General features: G+C 63.3%; 8 protein-coding genes. 4 read left to right on the forward strand and 4 right to left on the reverse strand.

Going from position 1 to position 14,261, the window contains the following annotated elements; genetic code table 11:
* Window positions 1-14: 14 nt before the first annotated feature.
* The gene (locus ACQ4WL_RS18630) at window positions 15-1,475 is read right to left on the reverse strand and encodes a DUF3999 family protein (RefSeq protein WP_436511069.1); all 1,461 of its coding nucleotides are present in this window, start codon (window positions 1,473-1,475) and stop codon (window positions 15-17) included.
* Window positions 1,472-4,669, reverse strand: coding sequence for a DUF2339 domain-containing protein (locus ACQ4WL_RS18635; RefSeq protein ID WP_436511070.1), 3,198 nt, complete (start codon window positions 4,667-4,669; stop codon window positions 1,472-1,474). Before ACQ4WL_RS18635 ends, ACQ4WL_RS18630 begins: the two co-directional genes overlap by 4 nt.
* 254 nt (window positions 4,670-4,923) lie before the next feature.
* On the opposite strand from ACQ4WL_RS18635, the gene ACQ4WL_RS18640 reads away from it, so the two are divergent.
* Entirely contained in the window at window positions 4,924-6,810 is a 1,887-nt protein-coding gene (locus tag ACQ4WL_RS18640) for an MFS transporter (protein ID WP_436511071.1), read from the forward strand.
* Between the two features lie 3 nt (window positions 6,811-6,813).
* On the opposite strand, the gene ACQ4WL_RS18645 is transcribed toward ACQ4WL_RS18640, so the two are convergent.
* Together ACQ4WL_RS18645 and ACQ4WL_RS18650 are read right to left on the reverse strand one after the other, a co-directional pair.
* On the reverse strand, window positions 6,814-7,044 hold the full coding sequence (locus tag ACQ4WL_RS18645) for a response regulator (protein WP_436511072.1): 231 nt from the start codon (window positions 7,042-7,044) through the stop codon (window positions 6,814-6,816).
* Window positions 7,022-7,909, reverse strand: a complete 888-nt coding sequence (locus tag ACQ4WL_RS18650; RefSeq protein WP_436511073.1) for a sensor histidine kinase — start codon at window positions 7,907-7,909, stop codon at window positions 7,022-7,024. The genes ACQ4WL_RS18645 and ACQ4WL_RS18650 overlap by 23 nt, the downstream gene beginning before the upstream one ends.
* A 469-nt stretch (window positions 7,910-8,378) precedes the next feature.
* Between ACQ4WL_RS18650 and ACQ4WL_RS18655 the strand changes: the two genes are divergently transcribed.
* From ACQ4WL_RS18655 to adeC, 3 genes are read left to right on the forward strand one after another with little or no spacing between them, the layout of a single operon-like run.
* Window positions 8,379-9,587, forward strand: coding sequence for an efflux RND transporter periplasmic adaptor subunit (locus tag ACQ4WL_RS18655; protein ID WP_436511074.1), 1,209 nt, complete (start codon window positions 8,379-8,381; stop codon window positions 9,585-9,587).
* A gap of 15 nt (window positions 9,588-9,602) precedes the next feature.
* Entirely contained in the window at window positions 9,603-12,767 is a 3,165-nt protein-coding gene (locus ACQ4WL_RS18660) for an efflux RND transporter permease subunit (RefSeq protein WP_436511075.1), read from the forward strand.
* 1 nt (window position 12,768) lies between these two features.
* Window positions 12,769-14,217 carry an AdeC/AdeK/OprM family multidrug efflux complex outer membrane factor gene (gene adeC / locus ACQ4WL_RS18665; protein WP_436511076.1) on the forward strand — a complete coding sequence of 483 codons (1,449 nt, stop codon included), beginning with the start codon at window positions 12,769-12,771 and terminating at the stop codon, window positions 14,215-14,217.
* Window positions 14,218-14,261 lie beyond the last annotated feature (44 nt).

Here is a 14,261-nt window from a genome sequence, read left to right on the forward strand (position 1 = left end):
ATGTCGCGGCCAGGCTAATGCTCGTGCTTGTCGGTACTGCCTTGTTCCTCTTTCATCTGCGACAGCAAGCGCCAGGCAAAAAAGCCCAGCACGGCCACGCCCAGCAGCAGTGCGGCCCACAGTGCGGCCAGGCGCAAGCCTGCGCCGTCCGGCGTCTTCTCGACGGGGGCGTCACTGGTCAGCGTCACCACCCTGGCCGCCGTGGCGACAGGCAACGCCAGCAATTCCTCCTGCGTGAAGCCGGGCGCGACCTGCGACAGCGGCAGCGCTGCCGGCGTTGCGCCATTCCTGCCGAAGACCAGTTGATACGGCCCCTTGCCGCTGGCCAGGAATACCAGGCTGGCCGGTGTCCAGCTCAGGCGCAAGACGGAGTTGAGGTTCGGGTTCGTGCCGCTGTAATACTGCGGTCGCAGCACCCATTGCGCCGTTTGTACGACGGGCATGGCCAGGTCGCCGGAGACCCGTTCCTTGCCATCCATGTTGATACGATAGAACGTCGTGTTGAGCAGTGGTTCGAAATCGGCCGCCTGCGTGGCGCGTGCTCGCGGACCCAGATGCAGGCGCTGGCGCTGGCGCGGCGCCTCGCTTGCCGGGTGATACACGCCCAAGGTGACAGGCATGGACGTGTTGCCCTCAGCCAACTGCAAGCCGATGCTGTCGGCGGGAATGGCGATTGGCGTGGCATACAGGCGCTCGTCGACGTTCTTGCCCGCCGTCCCTTTCAATGCGATGGTGGCGCGCGGCGAGGCAACGGCCGTGACACTGACCTGCTGCGCGGCGATGCCGGCGAAGGTGATGGGATCGCCGTACTGCCAGCTCAGGCGCGCGTAGCGGAAAGCGCGCGGCGCGAATTCGATGCGGTCGTTGGCCAGGGTTTGCGTGTCGCTGTTGCGCAGCCAATTCAGGGTGGTGGTGGCGATGGCATCCCATTGTTTCAGGTCGTCGCTTACCTCCAGCAGTACCTGCGCATTGTAGTTATCGGTTCCTGGCGGCAAGGTAAAATGCAGGGCGCCGATGCGGCTATCCTTGGCGGGCGGGCCCGCATCGAGGATCAACCCTTGCAAGCCTGGCGCCGCATCGAGCGTACTGCCTCCACGCGCCGTGACCGACAGCAGGCGGCCGTCATTGCCGGTACGGATATCCACGTTGTCCAGTTCGTAGTAGCCGATGTTTTTGCCGGTGACGGGAAAGATGCGCATGGCAAGCGTGTCGCGCTGCGTGCGCGATTGCGCGGGCGGGGCCGTCAGGGCGAAGGCCAGCGGCTTGCCGGTACTGTCGAACAGGCGTACGTCGGCCAGGCTGGCCGAGCGCGCATGCAGGTACACGTCGGTGGGGACGCTTATGCGGCTCAGGCCGGTACCGGGCTGCGGCGTCAACGCGATGCTCCAGCGATAGTCCTGCGGCCGGTCCTGGCCAGGCGCTGCCAGCGCGGCGCCTGCCATCAACACGATGCCGAACATGAGTGTGGTTTTCATGCTGCTCCCGGTTGGGGTTCGGCTGGCGCTGGCGCGGCAGCCTTGGGGAAAGGCGCCAGGTAGCCGATCAAGACCATCAGCAAGCCGACACCGACAAAGGAGATGATGCGTTCGATGCCGCCCACGTTCGACAGGTCGATCAGGAACAGTTTCAGAACGACCAGCCCCAGCAGCACGGCACCCATGCCCCATTGCTGGCGCCGTTGCTGGCGCGCCGCGTGGCGCATCAGCAGCAGGGCCGTGATGCTCCACACCAGCGATAGCATGGCTTGCACGAATTGCGAGGCCAGCATGTCATCGAAGCGGTAGGGCACGCCCAGGTAATTCGACACCGTGCGCAGCAGCATCAGGTTGAACCAGACATACGCGCAGCAGGCGGCCACGGCCGGCAAACGCGCTTGCCACAGGCCCGGCAGCGGCACTTGTTTCGCTGGCAGCAAGCGGTAGCTGGCAATGGCCAGCAAGATGACAAAGCCCGTGCTCAAGTCCAGCGGATTGAGCAGTGGTACATAGGGCAGGGGCGCCATGGCGCCATCGTCGACAATATTCCACGCGGCGATCAGCAGCAGCGACCATAGCGCGCCCAGCGGTATCAGGGTGCGCTGGTACCACGCGGCAATCGGCGTCACCGGCCAGGCCCCTGTTCTGCAGCGGCGGATCAGCCAGGCCAGCGCCAGCATCATGGCCCAGGCCGGCAAGTAGCGGGCCCAGGCGGGGCTGACGCGCTCTTCATGCTGTGCCAGCCAGGCGTTGACGTGCATGGCGCCCACGGGCCACAGCATCAGCCATGGCGCGGCCGTGCGCAGCGTATGCAAGAAACGCAGCGCCCGCACATCGAGTTGCCAGCCCGCTTGCGGCCACGCCAGCAGCAGGTATTCGCCGGCCGCCAGCGCGCCAGCCAGGGCCAGCCAGCTCAAGCCCGTCGGCAGATAATCGTGCAGGTACAAGGCCAGCAGCAGGTTGGCGCTCCACAAGCCAAGGCCGAGCCAGGCGGCCACGCTGAACCAGCGCAACTGCGGCCAATCGAGGCGCCGCGCCAGGATGGCGAACACGGGCGTCGTGACGCACACGGCAATCAGGTACAACGCCAGCCAGTGCTCGCCCGCATGCGGCTGCATGGCGAGGTCGCCGTCGATCAGGTGCAGCAGCCAGCTGACGAGCGGCACGAGGATGGCGGCAAACCACAGCAAGCCGCTCCAGACCAGCAGGGGCCGCGCGACCAGGGCCAGTAGCGCGTCGCCGCCGCGCGCGCGCAGCGCCAGGAAACGGGCGCTGGCAAAGGCGGCGGCGCCCAGCAGCAGGGCGCTGAGGAAGGAACCGTCGAACAGATTGGCCGGATGCTGGTCCCAGGCCCAGCTGGCGCGGCTCAGCATGACCATGCCGGCCAGCACCTGCACGGCCAGCAGCAGGGCGCGCGGCGCATGCCATTGTTCGCGCCGCGCCAGCGCCGCCAGCAAGGCGGCCACGCCCAGGGCGCTGACGGTCAGCAGGTTGAGTTGCGTGGCGGCATCCGTGCGCAGCAGGATTTCGCTCCAGATACCACCCAGCAGCCAGGCCGCAGCGGCGGTCAGAAACAGCACGGACAGGCTGCTCATGAACTCCGGATGCAAGTGGCTGCCGTGGCGGCGGAAATTGTAGGCCATCACCAGCGCGGCGGCGGCCAGCAGCGCGCAGCCGAGCCAGATGTTGGCGTGCAGGGCCGCTGCCGTATTGAGTTCCTGCATGGCGATGAGGAAGGAGATCCAGGCGGCCCCCTGCACCAGCAGGCCGAAGGCCCAGGCCAGGGTCTGGCGCTGGCGCAAGCCGACCCAGACGATGCCCGCGCCTTCCAGCGCCCAGGCGGCCGACGTCCAGCGGCCGTCGAGGGCGAACGGGATGGCCAGGGTGCCAAAGACGATGCCCAGCGCCAGGAAGGCTTCGGCCAGCAGGCGGAAGCCGTTCCTGCGCCAGAGGGCCACGGCCAGACCCGTGTAGCACAGGCCGGCAAGCAGCGCGGAAAACGCCAGGCCGAACTCGAAGTGCCGGACCAGGCCGTATTGCAAGCCCATGGCCGCCAGCGGCGTGCCGAAGACGAGCGTGCCGTCCACGTAATGCTTGAGGCGCGGCGCCTGGCGCGCGCAGTAGGCAATCGCGATGCCGATATAGAACAGCACGAACAGGATCAGGAACAGCTGCGTCGACAGGTAGTGCTCGGGTGTGTAGCGCAGCAGTCCCCAGGTGGTGGCGACGACGAAGGTGAAGCCAAAGCTCAGCACATTCAGCACGCGCCAGGCGCGTTTCAGGGCGATGGCGAAGACGCCCGCATTGAGCAGCGCGTAATAGCTGAACAGGCCGATATGGTTGCCGCTGCCCGTCGACACGAGCAGGGGTACGGCAAAGCCGCCGACGATGCCGAAGACGGCCAGCCAGACGGCGTTTTGCAGCACGGCCAGCAGGCAGGTGAACGCCGTCAGCACGAACAGCACGGCAAAAGCCAGGCCGGCCGGGATCAGTTCATACAGGCGGAAGGCGCCGAACGTCACCAGCATCAATATCGCCAGTGCCGTGCCTTCCAGCGGCAAACTGATGCCGGGACGTTTGATGCGGATGCGCCAGGCCCAGGCCAGCAGCGCGATGTCGGCCAGCACGATGGCGGCCAGGCGCAGTTCGATTGGCAGCGTGACCTGCGCCGACACGTATTTGAGGAGGAAGCTGACGCCGAGGAAGAGGATCAGCAAGCCCAGCTTGGCAACCAGGTTGCCGGTAAATAGCCAGTTCTTCGCCTTGGCAACGAGGCCGTCCGGGTGCGCGATCCAGGAAGGGGTGTTGGGTACGGCAGGGGCTGGCTTGGCGGGAACCGGTGGGGCTGGTTTCGGCGGCAAGGGTGCTGCGGGTGCGGGCTCTGCTGCCGGCGCGAGCTGCTCCACCTCGGCCACCTTGATCGAGGCCGCTTGCGGCACGGGTGTGGGCGGCGGCATGGGGGCCGGCACTGTCACTGGCGCCGCGCTATCGGGCACGGCGGATACGGTAGGCACGACTGGCGTGGCCGCCGGCGCTTCGGCATGGCCTTCCAGCGCTCGCAGGCGCTGCTGCATGCCGTCGACTTCCTTGCGCAGGCGCGCCGTCAGCAACTCCAGATCCGCTACTTTCCTGCGGTGCTGCAGCACCAGCACGAAGGCGGTGACCAGCAAGGCCAGGATGGTCAATGATGTCATTCCAAACATGGAGGCAGCTTTCCGGGAGGGGCGGGCAAGGGCGCCAGCGGTATGCGCACATTACCTTATTATTAAGAAACAAGCGATTTCTGTTGTGTCAGGGCAAGTGCCAGGAAGCGCGTGCAGCGGCAAGGCGAGCATGACGCGGCAGGCCGTTTTCCGTATTGACGCCAAGCAAGATGACGACATTCAGATTGTCGTGCGCAAGATAGTGCTGTATTTTAGCAATTCCTTAATTGCCGGTTCCCCATGCCATGAGTCAAAGCAGCCAGTTTTCCTTATTGTCGCAGCGCCGTTTCGGGCCCTTTTTCTGGACCCAGTTCTTTGGCGCCTTCAACGACAATCTGTTCAAGACGGCCCTGATGGTGATCCTTGCCTACGATGCGTTGAGCTGGACCACGTTCGACCCGTCCACCATCACCAACCTGATTCCCGGCCTGTTCATCCTGCCCTACGTCGTGTTTTCGGCCACGGCGGGCCAGCTGGCCGACAAGTTTGAAAAGGCGGGCCTGGCCCGTTTCGTCAAATGGATGGAACTGGCCATCATGGCGATCGCTGCCGCCGGCTGGATGACGCATACCCTGTGGCTGCTGGTGGCCGCCGTGGTGGGCATGGGCGTGCATTCGACTCTGTTTGGCCCCGTCAAGTATGCGTATCTGCCGCAGCAGCTGAAACCCGAGGAATTGGTCGGTGGCAATGGTCTGATCGAGATGGGCACCTTCGTTGGTATCCTGCTGGGCGAAATCCTCGGTGCTGTCTTGATCGTGCACAAGCCGTTGGGCGTGGAGCTGGTAGCCGGCGCGACGATTGCCGTGGCGCTGTTCGGCCTGGTCGCCAGCTACCGCGTGCCGCGCACGCCCGCGCCCGAGCCGGAGTTGAAAGTGAGCCTGAACTTTGTCGCCGAATCGTTCCGCAACCTGAATTTCTCGCGCAAGAACCGTCCCGTGTTTCTGGCCATGCTGGGCAATTCCTGGTTCTGGTTTTACGGTGCCCTGATCCTGGCACAGTTCCCCGTGTATTCGAAGGATTTCCTGCATGGCGACCACAGCGTGTTCGTACTGCTGCTGACCGTGTTTTCCGTCGGCATCGGCACCGGTTCGCTGCTGTGCGAACGGATGTCTGGCCACAAGATCGAGATCGGCCTGGTGCCGTTCGGCTCCATCGGCTTGTCGCTGTTCGGCATCGACCTGTATTTCGCCAGCAATGCGTATGCGAATACGCAAGTGGTCGACGCACTGGCGTTTGTCAGCCAGGCGGGCGTGCCGCGCATTTTGCTCGACATCGTCATGATCGGCGTGTTCGGCGGTTTCTTCATCGTGCCCCTGTTCGCCCTGATCCAGACGCGTTGCGACCCGAAACACATTTCGCGCACGATCGCCGGCATGAATATTTTGAACGCGCTGTTCATGGTGGCGGCGGCCGGCGTGGCCATCGTGCTGTTGGGAAAAGGCTTTACCATACCCCAGTTGTTCCTCGTCACGGCCATCTTGAATGCGCTGGTGGCGGCCTACATCTTCTCGCTGGTGCCGGAATTCCTCATGCGCTTCCTGGCGTGGATACTCATCCAGACCGTGCACAGGGTCAAAGTCGTCGATGGCGAACGCATCCCCACGGAAGGCGCGGCGGTGCTGGTGTGCAACCACGTCAGCTATGTGGACGCCATCGTCATCATGGCGGCCAGCCCGCGCCCCATCCGTTTCGTCATGGACCACCGCATCTTCAAGATGCCGCTGATGGGCTGGATTTTCCGCACGGCCAAGGCCATCCCCATCGCGCCCGCCAAGGAAGATCCTTTCCTGATGGAACGAGCCTTCATCGATATCGCGCAAGCGCTGCATGAAGGCGAGCTTGTGTGCATCTTCCCCGAAGGCAAGCTGACACGCACGGGCCAGATCAGTGAATTCAAAGGCGGCATCGCCAAGATTATCGAACGCAGCAAGGTGCCTGTGATTCCGCTGGCGCTGCGCGGCTTGTGGGGCCATCTGTTGAGTCACCGCAATGGCCATCTGTTCGAGCGCGCCTTCAAGGCGGGCTTGCGCTCGCGTTTGTCGCTGGCCGTGGGCATGCCCGTGGCGCCCGAGGCTGCCACGCCGGAGTTGCTGCAGCAAAAGGTGCAGGAATTGCGCGGCAAGTGGAAATAAGCGTCATTCCTCTCGCGTAACGGCTCGCGCCCGTTGTGCCAGGTGCGCGTCGAGCAGGGCGGCAATGGCGGCGAAATCCACCGGTTTCGTCAGGTGATGCTCGAAACCGGCTTGCTCCGTGCGCGAGCGGGCCTCGACCTGGCCCCAGCCCGTCAAGGCGATCATCAACACCTCGCGTCCCTGCGCGCGCTGGCGTATCTGGCGTGCCGCTTCATAGCCATCCATGTCCGGCATCCCCAGGTCCATCACGACCAGTTGTGGTCACGCCATATCGACGGCCGCCAGCGCCTGCACGCCGCCATACGCGACCTTGGCGGCATAGCCCTCGAGCTGGAACAGGCTTTGCAATGAATCGGCCGCATCGTGGTTGTCGTCCACCACCAGTACTTGCACGGGCTGGTGCGCGCTGGCGGGCGGCTCGCTCCCGGCAGCTGTAGGCGTCGATGCCGCCACCGTGCAGTTCGGCTAATTGGCGCGCCAGGCTGAGGCCGATGCCCAGGCCGCTGGTCATCTGGCCCGCCAGCGTGCGTCCCTGTTCAAACATGGAAAAGATGCGCGCGATGGCGTCCGGCTCGATGCCGATGCCATTGTCTTCGACCGCCACCTGCAGCTGCCCCTGCGCCTGACGTGCCGAAATGTGGATGTGGCCGCCGTCCGGCCTGAACTTCACGGCATTCGAGACGATATTGGCAAAGATCTGCACCATCCTGGCATAGTCGGCGTGCAGCATCACGGCCTGCGTCGGCATATCGTGGGCGATGCTGATGTGCCGCTTGCTGGCCGCAGGCTGGCACAGTTCGCTCACATGGTCGAGCACTTGTTGTAACTTAAACTCCTTGCGTTGCAGCAACACCTTGCCGCTGGTAATGCGCGCCACGTCAAGCAAGTCATCCACCAGCCGTGTCAGGTGCGTCACCTGGCGTTCGATCACGTCGCTCACCTTGCCGACCTGCTTGGATGCCGGGAACAGGTGTTTGAGCAGGGCGATATACTGCACGGGCGCGCCGCTGCGCGCGCCTTCAGCCAGAAATTGCAGCGCCAGGGTGGTCTTGCCTGTGCCGGGCACGCCTTCGACCAGGTACAGGCGCTCGGCCAGCAAGCCGCCCGCCATCCTGCTGGTTTATGTTTCGCACCGGTGCTGTCATCGTTGCGCCCCCCCCCCGCTTTGCCACGCTGTGGCCAATATACTAGCGCGTCCGTCGCGCCATGTCTTTTCGATACCGTTGGTAAATATTCATGGCCTCGGGCGTCTGTACGCAAGGCTGTGTTGCGTGCGCGATCACGGCTTCAGCAAAAAACGTATTACCCTGCTACAGTAATCACTCCATCCAACTTTCCGCATTGCCGTTTTGCCGTCGCCCGCCAGCTTCTTGTTCCAGCTGGCGTGCCGACGCTGTCGCTGTCTTCATTTTATTGCCTCATTGATAATTTAATTCGCTTGTTAGTTGCTATGTTTCAATTGTAACGATGCTTGACGATTTTAGAATGATCGTTCATTCTTTGATCTGCGTTAATAAATTTAGTCATTTCTAACGACACTAGCCAGCTTCTTTTTCAGAAAGTCCAAGATGCAACCAACCTTTTCATTGACGTCGCCGCGTACGAGCGGCGCTATTGCCGTTCTGTGCGCCACTGTAATCATGGCCGGCTGCAGTAAAAAACAGGAAGCACCTCGCGCGCAGCAAGCGCCACAGGTGGTCGTGTTTACTGTTAATCCGGCCGCGTTGCCGATGAGCGCCGAATTGCCCGGCCGCACGAATGCCTACCAGGTCGCCGATGTGCGCCCGCAAGTCGGTGGCTTGATCCAGAAGCGCTTGTTCGTCGAGGGGAGCGATGTGAAAGCGGGCACGGCCCTCTACCAGATCGATCCTGCCACCTACCAGGCTGCCTATAACTCAGCCAAGGCCGCGCTGTCGAAAGCCAAGGCCAACCTGCTGACGGCCGGTCCGAAAGCCTCCCGCTACAAGGAATTGGTCGCCATCGAAGGCGTGAGCCGCCAGGAATACGATGATGCCATCGCTGCGTTCGAGCAAGCCAAGGCAGACGTCGAGTCCGCCACCGCGGCGCTGGAAACGGCGAATATCAACCTGAAATACAGCACCGTGACGGCGCCGATCAGCGGCCGCACCAGCCGCTCGAGCGTGACGGCCGGCGCGCTGGTCACGGCGGGCCAGGCGGAAGCCCTGACCACCGTGCAGCAACTCGATCCGATCTATGTCGACGTGACCCAGTCGAGCACGGATTTGCTGCGCCTGAAACGCCAGATGGCCGACGGTTCGCTGAAAAAAGTGGGCGAAGGCCAGGCCAAGGTCGACCTGATCCTGCCGGACGGCAGCAAGTACGGCGAATCGGGCAAGCTGCAGTTTTCTGGCGTGACGGTCGATCCGACCACCGGCAACGTGGTCTTGCGCGCGTTGTTCCCGAACCCGAAAGGCGAATTGCTGCCAGGCATGTACGTGCGTGCGCAGCTGGAAACGGGCGTGGATGAAAAAGCCATTACCGTGCCGCAAGTGGGCGTGACGCGCAACCAGAAGGGTCAGGCAACCGCCTTGATCCTGAACAAGGAAAACAAGGTCGAGCAACGCGTGCTGACCACCAGTGGCACCGTCGGCACTGACTGGCTGGTGACGTCCGGCCTGGCCGCAGGCGACCGCGTGATCGTGGAAGGCTTGCAAAAGGTCAAGCCAGGCGCGCCAGCCGTTGCCGTGCCGGCCAAGGCCGCTGCTGCGCCTGCCGCTGCCGCTTCTGCCGCCGCATCGGCTGCCAGCGCCCACTAATTCAGGAGAATATTAATGGCCCGTTTTTTCATTGATCGCCCGATTTTTGCCTGGGTGATCGCGATCGTCATCATGCTTGCCGGCGTGATTTCGATCCTCAGCCTGCCGATTGCGCAGTACCCGAGCATCGCTCCGCCGTCGATTTCGATCAGCGGCTCCTACCCTGGCGCTTCCGCCAAGACCGTGGAAGATGCGGTGACCCAGGTCATCGAACAAAAGATGAAGGGTATCGACGGCTTGCGCTACATGGCCTCGTCGAGCGATGCGACTGGCGGCATCAGCATCACGCTGACGTTTACCAGCGGCACCAACCCAGACATTGCCCAGGTGCAGGTACAGAACAAGCTGCAACTGGCGACACCACTGCTGCCGACGGCTGTCACGCAGCAAGGCCTGGTCGTGTCGAAAGCCACGAAGAACTTCCTGATGGTGTTCGGCTTCATTTCCGAAAATGGCAAGATGGACCAGACCGACTTGAGCGACTATGTGGCCGCCAACGTCGTCGATCCGCTTAGCCGTGTTGCCGGCGTGGGCGATGTGACCCTGTTCGGTTCGCAGTACGCCATGCGTATCTGGCTAGACCCTGCCAAGCTGCAAAGCTTCAACCTGACCCCGGCGGACGTGATCACGGCCGTGCAGGCGCAGAATGCGGAAGTGTCGGCTGGCGAACTGGGCGGCACGCCGTCCATCAAGGGCCAGCAGCTGAACGCTACCGTGTCGGCGCAGAGCCGTTTGCAAACGGTGGAGCAGTTCGGTGCCATCTTGCTGAAAACCACCACCGACGGTGCCATGGTGCACCTGAAGGACGTGGCCAGCATGGAACTGGGCCGCGAGAACTACAACACCGTGGCCCGCTACAACGGCCATGCGGCCACCGGCGTGGCGATCAAACTGGCGACGGGTGCGAATGCGCTCGATACGGCCAATGCGGCGAAAGCCATGCTGGGCAACCTGAGCAAGCAATTCCCTGAAGGCATGAGCTACCAGGTGGCGTTCGACACCACCCCGTTCGTGAAACTGTCGATCGAAGAAGTGGTCAAGACCCTGGTCGAAGCGGTCATCCTGGTATTCCTGGTGATGTATCTGTTCCTGCAGAACTTCCGCGCCACCCTGATCCCGACCATGGCCGTGCCGGTCGTGCTGCTCGGTACCTTCGGCATCCTGAATGCGTTTGGCTATTCGATCAACACCTTGACCATGTTCGCCATGGTGCTGGCCATTGGTCTGCTGGTCGACGATGCCATCGTGGTGGTGGAAAACGTCGAGCGCGTGATGAGCGAAGAGGGCTTGTCGCCGCTGGAAGCGACGCGCAAGTCCATGACGCAGATTACGGGCGCGCTGGTCGGTATCGCCATGGTGCTGTCGGCCGTGTTTGTGCCGATGGCCTTCTTTGGCGGGTCGACGGGCGTGATTTACCGCCAGTTCTCGATCACCATCGTCTCGTCGATGGTGCTCTCCGTCATCGTCGCGCTGGTGTTTACGCCAGCCTTGTGCGCCACCTTGCTGAAACCGGTAGAGAAGGGCCATCACGCGACGAACAAGGGCTTCTTCGGCTGGTTCAACCGCAGCTTCGACAGCAGCAGCAACAAGTACCAGGGCCTGGTTGGCAGCATGATCCGCCACCGCGGCCGTTCGATGCTGTTGTATGTCATCTTGCTGGCCGGCCTGGTCTTCCTCTTCATGCGCTTGCCGACCTCCTTCCTGCCGGAAGAAGACCAGGGCATCCTGTTTACGCAGATTCAATTGCCGACGGGCGCCACGCAAGAGCGCACCCTGAAAGTGATCGAGCAGGTCGAAGACCACTTCATGAACAGCGAGAAAGACAACGTCGCCTCCGTGTTTGCTGTCGCCGGTTTCAGCTTCGGCGGTAACGGCCAGAACACGGGTATCGCCTTCGTGCGCCTGAAAGACTGGTCGCTGCGCAAGGACGTGGCGCAGAAAGCGCCGGCCGTGGCCGGTCGCGCCATGGGCAAGTTGTTGCAGATCAAGGATGCGATGGTGTTTACGTTTGCACCGCCTGCCGTGCTGGAACTGGGTAACGCCACCGGTTTCGACATGCAGTTGCAAGATATCGGCGGTGTCGGCCATGACGCCCTGATGGCAGCGCGTAACCAGTTGCTGGGCATGGCCTCGCAAAACCCGACCATGGTGGGCGTGCGCCCGAACGGCCAGGAAGATACGCCGCAGTACAAGATCGACATCGACCAGCAGAAAGCCACTGCGCTTGGTTTGCAGCTCTCGGAAATCAACCGCGTGCTGAGCGTGGGCTGGGGTAGTTCGTATGTCAACGACTTCCTCGACCGTGGTCGCGTGAAGAAAGTGTTCATGCAAGGCAAAGCCGAATCGCGCATGCTGCCGGAAGACTTGAACAAGTGGTTCGTGCGCAATACCGCTGGCCAGATGGTGCCGTTCTCGGCCTTTGCCACCGGCAAGTGGATTTACGCATCGCCACGCCTGGAACGCTACAACGGTTTGCCGTCGGTAGAGATCCTGGGTACGCCGGCACCGGGCCAAAGCACGGGCGCGGCCATGAATGCGATGGAAGCGATGGTGGCGCAGTTGCCGCCTGGCATAGGCTTCAGCTGGACCGGCGTCTCGCTGGAAGAGCGCGAATCCGGTTCGCAGACGCCGCAGCTGTATGCGCTGTCGCTGCTGATCGTGTTCCTGTGCCTGGCTGCGCTGTATGAAAGCTGGTCGATCCCGTTCTCCGTGTTGCTGGTGGTACCGCTGGGCGTGATCGGCGCCGTGCTTGGTACGTGGATGTTCGGCCTGTCGAATGACGTGTACTTCCAGGTGGGCTTGCTCACGGTGGTGGGCCTGTCGGCGAAGAATGCGATTCTGATTGTGGAATTTGCCAAGGAAATGCAGGAATCGGGCATGTCGCTGCTGGACGCGACCTTGCATGCGGTGCGTCTGCGTCTGCGTCCGATTCTGATGACCTCGATTGCCTTCGGCCTGGGCGTGTTGCCACTGGCTATCTCCAGCGGCGCCGGTTCCGGCAGCCAGAACGCCATCGGTATCGGCGTGCTGGGTGGTATGTTGACGGCCACCTTCCTCGGTATCTTCTTCGTGCCGGTGTTCTTCGTGCTGGTGCGCGGCTTCTTCTCGAAGCCGGACGCGCCAGCCACGCCGGCGACGCCTGGCTCGCCAGCCGTCACGCTTTCCAAGGATGCACATTAATATGAAAAAAACGCTACTCTCCATGGCGGCCCTGGCCTTGCTCGCCGGTTGCAGCCTGGCTCCCACGTATGAGCGTCCGGCAGCGCCGGCGCCCACAAGCTGGCCGACCGGTCCTTCCTACAAGGCCGACACGGCCGCCGCCGACGCCAAGCCGGTGGCGGACGTCGCCTGGCGCGAGTTCTTTGCCGATGCGCGCCTGCGCCAGGTACTGGAACTGGCGCTGGCCAACAACCGCGACCTGCGCGTCTCCATCCTCAACATCGAGAAAGCGCGCGCCACGTACGGCATCGAACGCGCCGCCCTGATCCCGACCCTGTCGGCTTCGGGTGGCCAGACGGCCAGCCGCGTGCCGAAGAACGCCAGCGCCAACGGCGAAGCGTCCATCAACCGCCAGTACACGGCGAACCTGGGCGTGTCGGCGTATGAGCTGGACTTCTTCGGCCGCGTGCGCAGCCTGTCCGACAGCGCGCTGGAACAATACCTGGGCACGGAAGAAGCACGCCGTGCGCAGCAGATCAGCCTGGTGGCCGAAGTGGCCAGCACCTATCTGAACCTGGTGGCCGACCAGCAGCGCCTGCGCGTGGCGCAAGACACCCTGAAGAGCCAGCAGTCGTCGTATGACCTGGCCGTGCGCCGCTTCAGTGCCGGTGCTACATCCGGCCTGGACAAGTACGATGCCCAGACCAGTGTCGAATCGGCCCGTTCCGATGTGGCTGTCTACACGAGCCAGGTGGCGCTGGATCAAAATGCGCTGGTCCTGCTGGTGGGCGGCCCCGTGCCGGCCGACTTGCTGCCGCCAGCCGAGTTCGGCGCCGTGACGGCGCTGACGGACATTCCGGCGGGCGTGCCGTCGGACGTGCTGCAACGCCGTCCCGACGTGCTGGCGGCCGAGCGCACCTTGCGCGCGGCCAACGCCAACATCGGCGCGGCGCGCGCGGCCTTCTTCCCGCGCATTTCGCTGACGGCCACGGCCGGTTCGCTCAGCGACAACCTGTCGGGCCTGTTCAAGGCGGGCAGCGGCACGTGGAGTTTCATTCCGCAGATTAGCTTGCCGATCTTCGATGGCGGCGTGAACCGCGCCAACCTCGACATCGCCAAGGTGCAGCGCGAAATCTCCGTGGCGCAATACGAAAAGGCGATTCAGGTCGCCTTCCGTGAAGTGTCCGATGCGCTGGCCCAGCGCGGCACCATCGACGAGCGCCTGCAATCGCAGGTTTCGCTGGTCGAGGCGTCGACGAAGAGCTACACCATCCACGACGCGCGCTACAAGCAGGGCGCCGAGTCCTACCTGAACGCCCTGGTGGCCCAGCGTGCGCTGTACACGGCGCAGCAAAGCCTGATCACGGCGCGCCTGGCCAAGTCGACCAACCTGGTGACCTTGTACAAGGTGCTGGGCGGCGGTTGGCAGCCTGAGCAGACAGCCGTCGCGGCGGCTGGCGGCGTCCAATAATCACGGGGACGCCGACGCCGGCCTTGCCCGCAAGGGCAGGGCTG

The organism is Janthinobacterium kochi (genome assembly GCF_051380715.1).
In the GTDB taxonomy this organism is placed as follows: domain Bacteria; phylum Pseudomonadota; class Gammaproteobacteria; order Burkholderiales; family Burkholderiaceae_D; genus Janthinobacterium.